The following is a 15,543-nucleotide window of genomic DNA, read 5'->3' on the forward strand; positions in this document are numbered from 1 at the left end:
GCGGTATTATTTAGGTTCTATGATTTGAATTTGATATGAGGCATAGTGTGTATTACCAGCCTTTAGTTTGAGGTTGCCTATCTTGGCAGTCCATTCTTGTGTGGTGTCTTCATAATCAGGCAATCCGTCCCAAGGCTCCAGACATACATATGGTGCTTTGGGTTTGGACCAGATTCCCAAAAACGGAAAGTCTGCAAAATTCATTTTAATCTGAATTTTGTTCTTTTTTGATTTAAGCGAAATTTCAGATGAATGCAATTCGGTAAAGATCAATGCGTCCTTGTCAAATAGTTTTTCTGATAGATATAGTTTTTTGCTTTCCTTCAAAAAGGGGATTTCTTCTTTCATCAATAATCCACCAGGGGTTAGTTGAGAAATAGAGGCCGTTTCATCTTCTTCAAATTCAATGTAATAATCAGACAATGACTCTCCTTCGTTCCACAAACAATTGAAAGCAGGATGTCCACCAATCGAAAAATACATTGGGTTTTTGCCAGTATTAACGACTTCATGAAAGACCTGAAGTCTATTGTCCATAAGCAGGAAGTTGATCTTGAATTCAAATTCAAAGGGAAAAACTTTCATGGTTTCTTCGCTATGAGAGAGAGAAAATGAAAGTCTGCTCGGGGAGCGATTGATCAATTTGACAGCTGCATTGTTTCGGATGATTCCGTGTTTGGGCAATTGGTAGGTTTTACCTTCAAACTTGTAGCTGCCGTCTTTGAGCAAACCGATATTGGGGAATAGTACAGGTGCAGAACTTGCCCAAATTTTAGGGTCTGCTTGCCAGATGTATTCTCGCTCACTTTTTAGGGATTTGATACTGCACAGTTCTGCGCCCAACTCCTCTACCTCTACTCTAAACTGACTATTCTCAATGCTATATTTCACTGGACTGTATTTCGGTGGTGCGCTAAAATTAACGAATAATGTCAATCTACAAGTGGCAATTCATAAAATCGCCTAAAATCCTCAAATTTTTTTGTGCAAATGTAGAGTGTAATATTAGAGCCTAGGGAATACTTTAATAAGGTATAACCCTCTTTATAGTGTCAGTGTATAACTGCCCTTGGCATGAGGTTGACAGAATTTTGAAGTTTTTTGACAGGAATTTGTTGTTGAGGTTTTTTCCTAGCCCCTTTATTAGGAAAACTAACCTAAATCTAGGTAAATCCTATACCATAGGTACAGGTAAATTGATGTTAGATCAGGAGAAATTGCTTTTGTGATTCCCAAGTCCCAAGGGAGAATATAAGTTACTTTAATCGATTTTGTAAAATGAAAAACCTCTATCTAACCACATCAATGGGTTTGTTTATTTTGCTTGTACTTACTTATCGTGTTTCTGCACAATCAGTGGGTATAGGTGTAAACCAACCTAACCCCAATGCTGTACTCGAACTAGTAAGCCCTACCAATAATCAGGGTTTGATGATACCTAAGGTATCAACCGCTCAACGTAATGCCAATTCCTTTGTCTCTAAACTAAGCAATAAGGAAAATGGTTTGATGGTATTTGACAGTGATGAAAATGCTTTTTACTATTGGCAAAATGGAAGTTGGCAATCTATTGCCTCCAACGTGATTCTAACTGCAGGTGATGGAATCCAAATCAATGGAAATCTAATTACCAACATAGGAGATTTGGACCAAACGAATGAACTACAGCAAATCAGTCTTACCGGTACTGTCTTGACTTTGAGTGATGGAGGTAGCGTTGACTTAAACTCAATCAATACAGATAATCAGTTGACGGAACAGCAAATTGCTGCTTTTGGATTTGTAAAATTAAATGACCTCAGTATTTCAGATAATCAAAATATTAGCTTGACTGGAATGAGTTTGACGATCGAAAGAGGGAATACAATTGATTTATCTTCTTTGGATACGAATACACAACTGACTGATTCGGACATTGCAGCGATGGGTTATCTTAAAACTGCCAGTGATGATCAAACAGCAGGAGAAGTAGGAGTGATGCCATCAGGAGACTTGACTTCCACAGATGTTCAATCCGCACTCGAAGAATTGCAAGGAGAAATAACGACTGCTGCCTCAGCATCTCTACCAGATGGAGCGGTCACAACTGTGAAAATCAGCAATGGAGCAGTAACCAATGCGAAGATCACAGGGATGGATTTTGCGAAACTAACGAATGTGCCTGCAGGTTTGGCAGACGGAGATGACAATACACAGTTGACCGAAAGCGAGGTGGATGGATATGTGTCCAACAATGGCTACCTCACTACAGAGACGGATCCTAGTGTACCAGCAAGTATCAAAGACGGTATAGATTGGTCAGAGTTGAGTGGTATTCCTGCAGACATAGCAGACGGAGATGCCAATACACAGCTCACTGATTCGGACATTGCAGCGATGGGTTACCTTAAAACTGCCAGTGATGATCAAACAGCAGGAGAAGTAGGAGTGTTGCCATCAGGAGACTTGACTTCTACAGATGTTCAATCCGCACTCGAAGAATTGCAAGGAGAAATAACGACTGCTGCCTCAGCATCTCTACCAGATGGAGCGGTCACAACTGTGAAAATCAGCAATGGAGCAGTAACCAATGCGAAGATCACAGGGATGGATTTTGCGAAACTAACGAATGTGCCTGCAGGTTTGGCAGACGGAGATGACAATACACAGTTGACCGAAAGCGAGGTGGATGGATATGTGTCCAACAATGGCTACCTCACTACAGAGACGGATCCTAGTGTACCAGCAAGTATCAAAGACGGTATAGATTGGTCAGAGTTGAGTGGTATTCCTGCAGACATAGCAGACGGAGATGCCAATACACAGCTCACTGATTCGGACATTGCAGCGATGGGTTACCTTAAAACTGCCAGTGATGATCAAACAGCAGGAGAAGTAGGAGTGTTGCCATCAGGAGACTTGACTTCTACAGATGTTCAATCCGCACTCGAAGAATTGCAAGGAGAAATAACGACTGCTGCCTCAGCATCTCTACCAGATGGAGCGGTCACAACTGTGAAAATCAGCAATGGAGCAGTAACCAATGCGAAGATCACAGGGATGGATTTTGCGAAACTAACGAATGTGCCTGCAGGTTTGGCAGACGGAGATGACAATACACAGTTGACCGAAAGCGAGGTGGATGGATATGTGTCCAACAATGGCTACCTCACTACAGAGACGGATCCTAGTGTACCAGCAAGTATCAAAGACGGTATAGATTGGTCAGAGTTGAGTGGTATTCCTGCAGACATAGCAGACGGAGATGCCAATACACAGCTCACTGATTCGGACATTGCAGCGATGGGTTACCTTAAAACTGCCAGTGATGATCAAACAGCAGGAGAAGTAGGAGTGTTGCCATCAGGAGACTTGACTTCTACAGATGTTCAATCCGCACTCGAAGAATTGCAAGGAGAAATAACGACTGCTGCCTCAGCATCTCTACCAGATGGAGCGGTCACAACTGTGAAAATCAGCAATGGAGCAGTAACCAATGCGAAGATCACAGGGATGGATTTTGCGAAATTAACGAATGTGCCTGCAGGTTTGGCAGACGGAGATGACAATACACAGTTGACCGAAAGCGAGGTGGATGGATATGTGTCCAACAATGGCTACCTCACTACAGAGACGGATCCTAGTGTACCAGCAAGTATCAAAGACGGTATAGATTGGTCAGAGTTGAGTGGTATTCCTGCAGACATAGCAGACGGAGATGACAATACACAACTGACTGATTCGGACATTGCAGCGATGGGTTACCTTAAAACTGCCAGTGATGACCAAACAGCAGGAGAAGTAGGAGTGATGCCATCAGGAGACTTGACTTCTACAGATGTTCAATCCGCACTCGAAGAATTGCAAGGAGAAATAACGACTGCTGCCTCAGCATCTCTACCAGATGGAGCGGTCACAACTGTGAAAATCAGCAATGGAGCAGTAACCAATGCGAAGATCACAGGGATGGATTTTGCGAAATTAACGAATGTGCCTGCAGGTTTGGCAGACGGAGATGACAATACACAGTTGACCGAAAGCGAGGTGGATGGATATGTGTCCAACAATGGCTACCTCACTACAGAGACGGATCCTAGTGTACCAGCAAGTATCAAAGACGGTATAGATTGGTCAGAGTTGAGTGGTATTCCTACAGACATAGCAGACGGAGATGACAACACACAACTGAGCATGGTTGAAATAGCTGCTCTTGGATTTATTACTTCTCCAAATGATGCTGATGCTAGTAGCAGCAACGAGTTAATTACATCCGCAGTGATGAGTGGCAATGTATTGAGAATAACTGAAGCTGCCACAACAACTAATGTAGATCTTAGTCAGTTTGCAGAGTTGCCAAGTCAATCTAGTCAAGGAGGTAAATACCTTACTACCAATGGTGTTTCTGCGTCTTGGGCAACTGTACCATCCAGTTTATGGAATCTCGCGGGTTCGTCAATTAACTATACAGCGGGGAATGTTTCTATTGGTACTGCGTTGGGATCATCGAGACTGAATGTTCAGACCAGTACAGCTAACTCAACTACACCACAGATTAGTATAAGCGATGGGAACGGTACAGGCGATGCTTCTATCAATTTTCTACAAACCTCTGGAGGCAGTTATGCTATTGGACTGGATGCAAGTGATGCAGATAAGTTTAAAATCAGTGCAAGTGGCATTGTTGGCACTAATGACGTCCTTACCGCACTCTCTACTGGCCAAGTGGGGATAGGAGTCACTGCTAGCACTGATACCCAATTGGAAGTGCTTACATCCAACGCTTATGGAATACAGCTCAACAATAATGCAAATGCAGGTACAGTCAATGGTTTGAGAACAAACATCACTGGAGGCACATCAGGTACTGTTTATGGTGTGTACAGTGATATTACTGCTTTGGGGTCTGGTCAAAGACATGCCTTTTATGGATATACACGGACTGAAGCTTCTAATAGCAATTTGTCTTATGGAATGCGTCTCAACGTAGATGCCGACGGCAATGGTGCAGCATATGGAGCGTATATATCCATGCTTGGCTCGGGTACGGGTAATAATTTCGGGTTGTTTATCAATAATGGTTCTGCTGGAATTAATGAATATGGAATATATACCACTGGTGAAGGAAGAAATTTTTTTAGTGGTGATCTTGGTATAGGGACAACTACTCCTAGTGAAAAATTGGATGTCATTGGCAATGTAGAAATCACAGGTACAATTGTTACTCCTGTCAGAGCAAGTGTGTACAATATAAATACAACCAACTATACATTGACCGTTCCAGTAGGGGCGAGGATCATAAAGGTTCAAAATACTGCCAACAATGGTACACCAGTGAGAATAGCAGGAATTACTCCTGGGATTGATGGACAGGAACTCATCATTGTCAATGTAGATCCTGATGCTCAAACCATCAATGGTAGGGTAGATTTTTTGACTTCATACGATTTTGATACCAATAAGCTCTATTTAGATACAAACAGTGGGAATGTACTGATTGGTCCAGATACTTCAATGCTCAAGTTGATATACATAGATGCCTTGAGCGCATGGGTACAAGAATCATTTAGTAGCAATAGTAAAGCTGTAATCTTCTAATGTTATGAAAGACAAATCATCTATCATGGATTTTTGCTCTTTCAAGGAAGGAGAGAAAATGGCATTGAAGTCGTTCAAGATTTTTAATTATAGTGATGAGAAGGAGGGATACTCCACAGGTTTCTTTGGCCTATCTGTACTATTGATAGCTGGTGACTATTCAATCCTTGGGACGAAGGGAAGATTCACCTCTCTATTTGCTATCGTAGAATCAAGGAGACCCTCCTTTATTTTTATCTCTACTCTATGTTTGAGCTTGTTCATCAGTAGTCTTTGGTTACCACTTGCTGCTCAGGGATTAGTCAATGATGATGCGATGCTGAGTATCACTTCAAAGACACTGGTGACTATCAACACACACTTCAATAACCAAGGAAACCTAATTAACAGAGGACAAATCGATTTGTCAGGAAGTTTTGTCAATACAGGTTTATTTGATAATCATGAGGGTCTATTGAAAATGGTAGGCGAACAACAGTATTTGAGTAGCAATTCTACTACATTGGACAATCTCATCATAGATAATCATGGTTGGACTTATATAACCACCGATTTGGTCCTCAAAGGCAATCTGGAGATGAGAAGAGGTTTAATCAAAATAGATCAAGGGGTTAAATTAGTTCTTGATTCAACTCTCAAACTTACAGGAGTGGGAGAAAAATCATACTTCGTGGGTAGATTGTTTAGATCAGGCAAAGGCAGTTTGCAGTACCCAATAGGGACTGAATCCGAATATTTACCAGTATGGTTGGATGAAGTGGAGGGGTTGAATCCTCTCATAGGTATGGAAGCATACACCATGTCTGCGCATCAGGAATTGGGCGAAGAGTTGGTCGCAATCTCAAATCTGAACTATTGGCGCATGACGAGAGATCAAGGATACCGATCTGGCACAATTACGCTGCCTTACAAAGACGAAATATCCAATCAAAATAGAGACTATTTGGTGATAGCACAGGCTAAATCATCCGATAGCAAATTTCATTCATTGGGTATGTCAAAGATCAATGGAGGTGATTATTCTGGGTTTATTACCAGTGAAGGGATTGCCAATGGGAGTTTGTTTGCAGTGGGATATGTTGGAGAGGAGAACAAACTGCCACCTCTGAAAGTAATCAATGTTTTGACACCTTATTTAGATGGTAAACATGATTTTCTTAGAATCGAAAACATAGAATTGTACGAAGAAAATGAAGTCGAAATATTCAATCGCAATGGAGACATGGTTTTCAAAATGAGCGAATATGACAACCGAGAGAGAGTTTTTCTTGGATTTTCAAACGTGGGGAGAAAAGGGGAGTTGGTAGACGGTACATATTTCTATACCATCACAAAAGGTAGCAAGGCTATCACATCAGGTTTTATATTCTTAAAGAGATAATATCATGAAGAGAATCTTTATTATCATCGTCGCTCTCATGATTGAATCAAACTTGATGGCGCAACTTGACCCGCTCTACAAACAGTATCATTTTAATCAGCTGATGATCAATCCTGCTTACGCAGGTATCTACAATCGCTTCTCTACGTCATTTATTACGGGTCTGCAGTGGGTAGGTTTAGAGGGCGCTCCAGTGACTAATACATTGACCCTGCAATCCGCATTGAAGGATGGTCAGATCGGATTGGGAACAGTGCTTGTCAATGATCGCTTGGGAATAAACAATAATTTAGAAGCACAGCTTTCTGCATCATACAATCTCAAATTGGGAGATGCAAAGCTTGGGATGGGGATTCAAGGAGGACTAATTAATTATAGCTATGATCTTTCCAAATTGACTCTGGACTATGTGGATGATGAAAGGCTATATAGTGGTTTAGACAATGTCACACAGCCCAACTTTGGTGTAGGCTTTATGCTCCTGTCCAAAAAATATTTTGTAGGATTGTCCGTCCCAAGGATATTGGATGTCAAGGTGGAGGATGGTGTCGCCACAAGCACACGTTATCAAAGGCATTATTACCTAGGAGGTGGATATGTCCATGAAGGATACTTCTCTAACAGTTTCAAATTCAGTGCTATGGGTAGGTATGTAGAAGGGGGTACCCCCTCATTGGATCTGAGCGTCAGTGCATTTATGGAGGGGTATATTTGGTTTGGTATCAATGCAAGAGACCTAAGATACTATGGATTGTTTTTTATTTTAGACATGGGAAAGAATTTGAGATTAGGTTACTCTTTTGAATTGCCAACCAATTCTCTTATTCAAAGCAATTATGGTACTCATGAAATCAGTATTGCCTTTGACGCGACTCTTGGTAAGGGACAGACTTTAAGAAACAGATATTTTTGATCTCAATCTAATAAATTCAATCCCTGTTTCAGCAAGGAGTCAATTGTTGGATTGACTCCTTTTTTCTTTTTTATTATGAATGAGGTACTGGCCTATCATGGTCAATAGGAGTGGCGGATTGAATGGTTTGGAGATAAAGTTATCAATTTGAGCCTTTTCTATTTTTTTGCACACATTTTCATAGGTGTCTGCCGAAATAGCGATGATGGGTATATTCTTCAGATTGTCACTGTCCAGAGACCGAATGGTTTCTGCGGTTTGATAACCATCCATTTCTGGCATTTGGAGATCCAACAAGATCAAGTCATAGTCATGGTCAAAAATGGCCTTCAGAGCTTCTTTGCCAGAGCGTACAATGTCACAATACATGCCCCATTTTTTGATGAATTGCTGGGTCATCAGTAGGTTGATGTCATTGTCATCGACAATCAGAATGCTCTTGTCTCGGAGTTGTGGAGTCAAATCCTCAGGATCTATGTCTACGATCTCAGGCATGATCTTTTCTTCTTTGAGTACTAGAGTGAAGAAGAATTTGCTGCCCTGACCTAATTCACTTTCGACATAAACTTGACTATCGAAAAGTGTCAAGAGGTGTTTCGTAATAGCCAGACCCAACCCTGTACCCCCAAACTTCCTCGAAGTGTCCGTATGCGCTTGGGTAAAACTCTCAAAGATCATTTCCTTCTTGTCCTTGGAGATACCAATACCTGTGTCCTCTACTATGAATTGGAGTTTTACCTTTCCTTTTGATTTGCCTTTGAAGTTGATGAGCAGTCGTACTTCTCCTTTTGGTGTGAACTTGAGTGCATTTCCGATCAGGTTGTTGAGGATCTGCGTGATGCGTGCGGGATCTCCTTTGAGTGAGGCCGGGATACGATGGTCAATCAGGATGTTGAACGAGATACCATTGTCTGCTGCTTTGATCTCATGAGCATTCCCAATGCCCTTGGTGAGCTCTCTCAGGTCAAAAGGGATATTTTCTAATTTGATTTTTCCAGCTTCCACCTTGCTGTAGTCCAATATGTCGTTGATCAGGATCAAAAGATTCTCTGCCGAAAATTTCAGCGTTTTGAGGTTGTCCATCTGTGATTTTTTTGGATTTTCGGCTAGGAGCAAGTGGATCATACCAATCACCGCATTCATAGGTGTTCTGATTTCGTGGCTCATCACTGATAGAAATTCAGACTTGACACTGGCAGCTTTTTCTGCTCGTTTGATGGCTTCTTTGAGGATTTTGTTTTTCTCTTCGATCTTTTCTGTTCTGTTGTCGATGATCTTTTCTAGCTCTTCTTTTTGCCATTCGGAGAGGCTCTCCTTGACTTTTAATTCCTTTATCTCTCGATCGAGTATGTCTTTCTTTTCCTGCTCATTCAATTTTCTTTTTTGTGTCAACCCGATAGAAAACACCACGACCTCAAACAAAACCCCATATTTGACGAGATAGGCAGTGGAGGTATTGGGATCCCAAGTGATGCCCTCGATCAGACAAAACACGACCAGTAGAAAAGTGCCTAGTGCGTAATATTTGACTAATGGTAATTTGGATTTTCGGATCAGGAATATAAAAGCCATCACTACAAGGGCATTGAAGAGAACCTGATAGCGGATCGTCACGGCAGGTAGTCCTGGTTCTCCTGTGAATACAATGTACACAATGATGATCACGGCTAGAAGCGCATTGAGGTACATGTAGGGTTTAAGGATGCGATAGGCTTTTGGGAAGTTTTTTTCAAAGTCTAGAAAATTAAACACAAACTGCCAGTAGAATACATGTGTGAGACAGATGGCTGGCATGAAATAGGGGGTGAGCCAAGGAACTGAGGTCAGTACCATTTCTCTCAATAGGTCGGATAAGAAAAGGTAAGAGAGGGATACAAAAAACAAATACACCGAATAGCTCAAATAAGCCATCTCCTTGGAATTGAAATACAAAAAAAGGTTGTACAGTAATATGACCCAAAAGATGCATTGGAAGATCAAGTCCGACAGTTGTTTGTTCACAATTTTGTGATTCCACTTATCAGGAGAGTAGAGTTGCAGTTCGAACTCTGGATCATGGTGAATCTGCTCTTCTATTCTGATATAAATGTCCATGGTTGATTCTGGACCAATATTGATAGGGATGTAATAGCTTCCCTTTACGATTTGTTTTTCTTGCCCCTGATAGAGATAGCCACTTTTGGCGTGATCGATGACATGACCATTTCTGACATAGTATGCATCGATAAAATCATTTTTCCCAACATAGAGGAAATAGAAGCGCACCTTTTCGTCCAGATTGGTTACTGATATTTTGCCCCAATGAGCAGATTGATCATCTAGGTGTTTGTGTTTTTTGGAAAACTGCTGCTGATAGATGGGTAACAGTATCTGATCAATGGTCAGTGTACGGCTACTGTCCGAAATGATACTAAGGTGTTGATTGAGAGATAGTTCTTTGGTGAGTGCTTCTTCTAAATCCATAGGTTTTTGTGCATAGGATGATAAAGATATCCCTAGCCAAAAAGCAAAAAATATGAAAAAATGCCGACTCATTAATTTTTCTCAATTGTAATACGCTGCGATAAGATAGCTATTTTAATACATATCAGGGATTGCGTCTGTATAATTATGTACATATATTAGCTGAAAAACACCTAATATCGTATGAAACGGTTTGCCTTCCTGTTCTTAATGCTTTTATTTCCTGTTTTAGTACAAAATGCTTTTGCTCAAGAAGGCTGGAAGGAGTACAGTTGGGATTACTACAATATTGAATTTGAACTGCCTGTCGATTTCGAAGTGACAACCAATACAGAGGTCGCATTGGAAGCAGTCGGGGACGGGATCAGATTTGCGCTTTATCCATTTGACAAAAAAGACATGGATACGTCAGAGTTGCCAGCCTTTATCGTCAACCTTGCAGAGACTGAGCTCAACCTGAGTGAGATAGATGATTTGCAACTCATGGAGATCGAAGGGATGTCTGCAGGATACATCTCAGGACAAAAGGATGGCCTCATGTACCTTGTATTGGGACTGATGGATCCTGAGTCCAATTATAATTTTTATGCTTTTGTGGCCTTTGAAGAGGACAAGGCAGGCGTGATCGAAGATGCCATGGGTGTGTTTGAAAGCTTTAGTAAAATCGATTAGGGATAGTTGTTTGTTTCTCATCCAAACTTTACTGGTTCTGATATACCATGTTTCAATACATTGGGTCATCTTCTTCTCCTTGGATGAATAAGTTGCTGCATTATTTCAAACGCTACATCGGCGAGTATTTTCATCCGAAACTCTACCTCACAACCCTTTTGTTTTTGGTGGCTTGTCTGGCATTCAATTTCTTAGTTGATTTTGAGAATACTTATGTTGATCACTATTATGGTTCGTCGTTTCGGTGGCTGCTGTATTTTGGGATGATGGCATTTCCTTTCTTGTTTGTCTGTGGTTTGCTCTACGTGTTTGATATCAACAGGACTTGGGTGTATTCTCGGGAGTTTTGGTTGTTGTTTTTCGTGGGGTTTGTGGTGATCTCGTTGGAGCGATCATTTACTTACCACGATGGATTGTTGGCAGAATTGGACTATGTGGACCGCAAATTTGTACGTCGCTTGATTGCCAAATTCAAGCCTATATTTATTACCCTATTTTCTTTATTGGTGTTTTATTATTGTTATGAGAGGCCAAGGGATCAGAACCGATCGTGGTACGGACTCCATATCAAAGCGTTTGATTTCAAACCTTATGCATTTTTGATATTGCTTGTGTTTTTGGGGATTGGGGTAGCCTCTTTTTTAGGTGATTTGACACAGTACTATCCTCGGTACCTCAAGGTAGGAGGGATCAATTTTGCTGGAAAACATGAGTTGTCTGCATGGGTACCTATGGTGACTTATGAGATGGTATATGGACTTTCGTTTTTGGGCGTTGAATTCTTTTTTAGAGGTTTTTTGGTGATTGGGTTTGCAAGAGTACTGGGAGGGTATACCGTGTTGGCTATGGTAGGACCGTACATGTTTTTGCATTTTGGTAAGCCCATCACAGAATGTGTTTCGTCGATATTTGGAGGCTATTTGATAGGAATATTAGCCTACTATTCTAGACACATCTGGGGAGGTGTGATTCTGCATGTGTCCTTGGCTTGGTTCATGGAGTTTTTCGCATGGCTACAGAAGCTTTATAATGACTGAGTATCTTGGCTAGCATGCAGTAAGGGGAGGTGAGAGGATCGCCGTGAACACTTACGACAGTCCTCTCTACTAGACACAGTGTTTTCTTACATGATATGATCGTGCCTATGGCTATGGTGACTAAATATTCCTTTAACTGTATAGTCAAACTTCATGATACTCTCGTTGTGGTGGTCAGCTAGTGCATAATGCTCGTAAAGGGTTTTTACTCCATTGTCATTTATGATTTGAGCAAAAATACCATAATCACCGCCGTTATCAGTTGCAGGATTATTAGGTATTCGTGTAATTGTATGAATGTGGTTGTAATCTGCAATTGTTCCAGAATTAGCGCCTGTAGAACCTTCTGTATTGAATTCGACCCATAGATACGGATTGTATATTCTATAGTAGAACTCGGATGTTGCAGTGGGTGTTGTCTCTGAGTCGTTGATCCAAACCAAATAAGTATCATCTATATGAATCATTATGTCTGCCCACCAAACATCAGCAAAATTGGTAGATAAATTGTAAACATATTCTTTCATCACTAGGAGTAAATTTGCTTGTACTGTAGCGGACATGTCAGAATATTTTAAACCTGTTTCAAATCCAGAATAATCATAAGTACCTCTGTAAGGGTCTACATCACCATTCATATCTGCAGGACCTACTTCTAAAGAATGTGAAGCAGAAGTAGAAGAAACCGTTGTGAGTTCTGTACTAGAAAAGCTATTATAAAGGGTTAGGGCTAGGTCTCTTTCATCAGAAAAAATGTCGAAAGCTTCGCCATTATAGGTTTCGGCTGCTGGTTCACCACCCAAAAATGCTGGGACAATTGAAACATTGTCTCCGTGGACTAAAAAGTTGACTACACAATGGTGTCCATCCAACTGAAAGCCCCAAGAACCACTTGTCTCTGGATCTCCAAACATATCAATTAAGTAATAATCTGGACTCCAAACATTGCTCATAATATCATTTAACCAGCCCTCTGATAACTCTGTGATCTCATAGACTTTTTGATAACCTTCAGCACTTAAAAATAGTTGTAATATGCCTTTGAATGCCTTCAATTGCGAATCACTCAGGTCGCCGTAGGTTATTCCATCTCGGTTGTTATTGTTTGCAGGTGTGTTATGCCACAAATAAAATCTTTCATCATCTAAACAGACAGAACCTATAGACAATAATGTCGAGGACAAGGAGTTTCTAAAATCCACCATGGCTTGACGCATAGTTTCAATTTCAGTATTTGTAGATTGACTGGCTGTGGCAGTAGTTGTACAGTCTGTTGTTACCGTGGTATCATCATTCCCATCAACTGTGGTGTCATCATTACTCTTACAAGCCGATAATATTATTAGGAGTGATGTTAGTGCTATTAAACTCAGTTTTTGGATTTTCATTTTGTTATTAGTTGTGTTTATTAATCTTAGACGCTATTTGTAAAATGATCCCTCGTTTTAAAGTATATCCTTTTTTTGAATAACCATCACTAGATTTAAAAAGTGACTAAAACCAAAGGAGCTTTTACGATATGTTCTTGCAAAAACTGGAGTGTCTCGCTACTAGGAATATTGAAAAATATGTATATCACCTCTGCAAACTAAGACTTGACCGTACAACAATTAGCTATTAAATTTAGAGGTAGTTCCCACTACTCCCGCCAAGTTTTTTCTGGTGTCAATACATTCAGCTCTACCTCGAACTTGCCAATAGCACATCCTCAATAGTTGTTGCTCCTCTACAGTTATAGCTTCTTGCTATTGTGCTATCCCTGCTCAAGTGTAATTGCTAAGTATGATTTGATTTTTTTGACGGGCAAACACTACAGTCTGTGGAAAATCTCCAACACTGCATCCACAGTGTTCAAAACCATATAGTGCTCAAATATGCGTTGGTGAGTAATTGAGAGCTTATTTTTCCCGAAAGCCCACTTTGGTATCAATTTCTCAATAGGGCAGATACATTCACTAATATGTTTAACGAAACAGAAGAAAAATGAAGAATTTAAAAGTAAACCATATTGTACTAAGCGTGTTGGCCTTGTTTTTGGTCTTTGGATTTACCTCTTGCAAAGATGAGTCAGAGCTAGAAGTCAAGCTATTTATCCAAGGGACTTGGCAGGCTACCTCAGTTACTGGCGAAATCAGTGATGATGAAGGAGACGGCGTGTCAGGTACGGAGGGAGATCCAGATTGGTCTATTACCTTCAATGATGACACCTATACAGTAGAAGGTGACGCTGTGATTGATAGTGATGGTACCTATACCGTAGAGGGCGATGATATTACCTTGAAGCCTGATAACGGAATAGAGACTACTTGGAAAGTCAAAGACATCAGTTTGGATTACATGAGAGCGACCTACGAATCAGGCTCTGCTTCCGTTGAGATAGAATTTGACAAGGACTAATTCGCACGTAGTAATTCAGGAGTAAAGAGGACAAAGACTAAAAGTATATCATTGGATTTGGACTATTGTTTGCTCCCTACAATGAAAAAAGCGTCAGGAGGATATCCTGACGCTTTTGCATTTTTTCAAATTGTCGAAACGATTAGAGTTCTAACGCGTCGTTCATTTTTCTTACGGCATCAGCACTTGCTTCGAACTTGGCCTTTTCTTCGTCGTTGAGTTTAAAGTCGATGACTTTTTCCCATCCGTCTTTGCCGACGATGACAGGTACGCCTACACAGATGTCGTTTTGTCCGTACTCACCTTCTAGGTAGACAGATGCGGTCATCAATTTCTTTTGGTCTCTGACGATGGCTTCTACCATCGCTGCACCTGCTGCTCCTGGAGCATACCATGCAGAAGTACCCAACAGGCCTGTCAATGTAGCACCACCTACCATCGTAGCTTTAGATACTTCCTCCAGCTTTTCAGCAGATAGGTAGTTCGTCACGGGTGTAGAGTTGTATGTCGCCAATCTGGTCAATGGAATCATGGTGGTATCACCATGTCCGCCGATCACGACACCTTGGATATCATTGGGATTACAATCTAGTGCTTCAGACAGTCTGTATCTGAATCTTGCACTGTCGAGCATACCGCCCATGCCGATTACTCTGTTTTTTGGAAGACCGCTTGACTTGGCAGACAAGTAAGTCATCGTATCCATAGGGTTAGAGATCACGATCAAAATCGCATCTGGAGAATGTTTGATCAAGTTTTCTGTTACGTTTTTGACGATACCAGCATTGGTTCCGATCAACTCTTCTCTGGTCATACCTGGTTTTCTAGGGATACCAGATGTGATTACTACCACTTTAGAGCCTGCAGTTTTGCTGTAGTCTCCTGTAGTGCCAGTTATTTTGGTGTTGAATCCGTTCAAGGTTGCGCACTGGTTTAGATCCATGGCCTTGCCTTCAGCAAATCCTTCTTTGATGTCGAGAAGTACTACTTCGTCCGCCAATTCTTTCATGGCACAGTATTCAGCTACGCTAGCACCTACGTTACCAGCTCCTACTACGGTTACTTTCATTTTGATATTGATTTAAAATTTCAGAATATATTTGATG

The 15,543-nt window shown here is 41.0% G+C and carries 10 protein-coding genes; 6 read left to right on the top strand and 4 right to left on the bottom strand.

Features of this window, described 5'->3' with window-relative positions; genetic code table 11:
- Positions 1-6: 6 nt before the first annotated feature.
- Entirely contained in the window at positions 7-891 is an 885-nt protein-coding gene (locus N6H18_RS09680; protein ID WP_262308071.1) for an aldose 1-epimerase family protein, read from the bottom strand.
- 387 nt (positions 892-1,278) lie between these two features.
- Between N6H18_RS09680 and N6H18_RS09685 the strand changes: the two genes are divergently transcribed.
- From N6H18_RS09685 to N6H18_RS09695, 3 genes are read left to right on the top strand one after another with little or no spacing between them, the layout of a single operon-like run.
- Entirely contained in the window at positions 1,279-5,574 is a 4,296-nt protein-coding gene (locus N6H18_RS09685; RefSeq protein ID WP_262308072.1) for a beta strand repeat-containing protein, read from the top strand.
- 4 nt (positions 5,575-5,578) lie between these two features.
- A complete protein-coding gene (locus tag N6H18_RS09690; RefSeq protein WP_262308073.1) occupies positions 5,579-6,955 on the top strand; it encodes a gliding motility-associated C-terminal domain-containing protein in 1,377 nt (458 codons plus the stop codon).
- A gap of 4 nt (positions 6,956-6,959) precedes the next feature.
- Positions 6,960-7,868: a PorP/SprF family type IX secretion system membrane protein gene (locus N6H18_RS09695; protein WP_262308074.1), complete on the top strand. Its 909-nt coding sequence runs from the start codon at positions 6,960-6,962 to the stop codon at positions 7,866-7,868.
- Positions 7,869-7,907: 39 nt separating this feature from the next.
- Here the strand turns inward: N6H18_RS09695 and N6H18_RS09700 are convergent, their stop codons facing one another.
- Complete coding sequence (locus N6H18_RS09700) at positions 7,908-10,331, bottom strand: hybrid sensor histidine kinase/response regulator (protein WP_262308075.1); 2,424 nt, start codon at positions 10,329-10,331, stop codon at positions 7,908-7,910.
- Positions 10,332-10,541: 210 nt separating this feature from the next.
- Between N6H18_RS09700 and N6H18_RS09705 the strand changes: the two genes are divergently transcribed.
- Complete coding sequence (locus N6H18_RS09705) at positions 10,542-11,003, top strand: hypothetical protein (protein ID WP_262308076.1); 462 nt, start codon at positions 10,542-10,544, stop codon at positions 11,001-11,003.
- Between the two features lie 47 nt (positions 11,004-11,050).
- Complete coding sequence (locus N6H18_RS09710) at positions 11,051-12,040, top strand: hypothetical protein (protein WP_262308077.1); 990 nt, start codon at positions 11,051-11,053, stop codon at positions 12,038-12,040.
- Between the two features lie 86 nt (positions 12,041-12,126).
- Here N6H18_RS09710 and N6H18_RS09715 read toward each other — a convergent pair whose 3' ends face one another.
- Positions 12,127-13,428, bottom strand: a complete 1,302-nt coding sequence (locus N6H18_RS09715; RefSeq protein ID WP_262308078.1) for a DUF3500 domain-containing protein — start codon at positions 13,426-13,428, stop codon at positions 12,127-12,129.
- Positions 13,429-14,023: 595 nt separating this feature from the next.
- Between N6H18_RS09715 and N6H18_RS09720 the strand changes: the two genes are divergently transcribed.
- A complete protein-coding gene (locus N6H18_RS09720) occupies positions 14,024-14,437 on the top strand; it encodes a lipocalin-like domain-containing protein (RefSeq protein ID WP_262308079.1) in 414 nt (137 codons plus the stop codon).
- A 142-nt stretch (positions 14,438-14,579) separates the two neighbouring features.
- On the opposite strand, the gene mdh is transcribed toward N6H18_RS09720, so the two are convergent.
- Complete coding sequence (gene mdh, locus N6H18_RS09725) at positions 14,580-15,506, bottom strand: malate dehydrogenase (RefSeq protein WP_262308080.1); 927 nt, start codon at positions 15,504-15,506, stop codon at positions 14,580-14,582.
- Positions 15,507-15,543 lie beyond the last annotated feature (37 nt).

Source organism: Reichenbachiella agarivorans (genome assembly GCF_025502585.1).
Classification (GTDB): Bacteria; Bacteroidota; Bacteroidia; order Cytophagales; family Cyclobacteriaceae; genus Reichenbachiella; species Reichenbachiella agarivorans.

Bases quoted from the DNA above. Each gene is read 5' to 3' on its own strand.
- N6H18_RS09685 (WP_262308072.1), top strand. From the start codon at position 1,279: ATGAAAAACCTCTATCTAACCACATCAATGGGTTTGTTTATTTTGCTT.
- N6H18_RS09690 (WP_262308073.1), top strand. From the start codon at position 5,579: ATGAAAGACAAATCATCTATCATGGATTTTTGCTCTTTCAAGGAAGGA.
- N6H18_RS09695 (WP_262308074.1), top strand. From the start codon at position 6,960: ATGAAGAGAATCTTTATTATCATCGTCGCTCTCATGATTGAATCAAAC.
- N6H18_RS09700 (WP_262308075.1), bottom strand. From the start codon at position 10,331: ATGGATTTAGAAGAAGCACTCACCAAAGAACTATCTCTCAATCAACAC.
- N6H18_RS09705 (WP_262308076.1), top strand. From the start codon at position 10,542: ATGCTTTTATTTCCTGTTTTAGTACAAAATGCTTTTGCTCAAGAAGGC.
- N6H18_RS09710 (WP_262308077.1), top strand. From the start codon at position 11,051: ATGTTTCAATACATTGGGTCATCTTCTTCTCCTTGGATGAATAAGTTG.
- N6H18_RS09715 (WP_262308078.1), bottom strand. From the start codon at position 13,428: ATGAAAATCCAAAAACTGAGTTTAATAGCACTAACATCACTCCTAATA.
- N6H18_RS09720 (WP_262308079.1), top strand. From the start codon at position 14,024: ATGAAGAATTTAAAAGTAAACCATATTGTACTAAGCGTGTTGGCCTTG.
- mdh (WP_262308080.1), bottom strand. From the start codon at position 15,506: ATGAAAGTAACCGTAGTAGGAGCTGGTAACGTAGGTGCTAGCGTAGCT.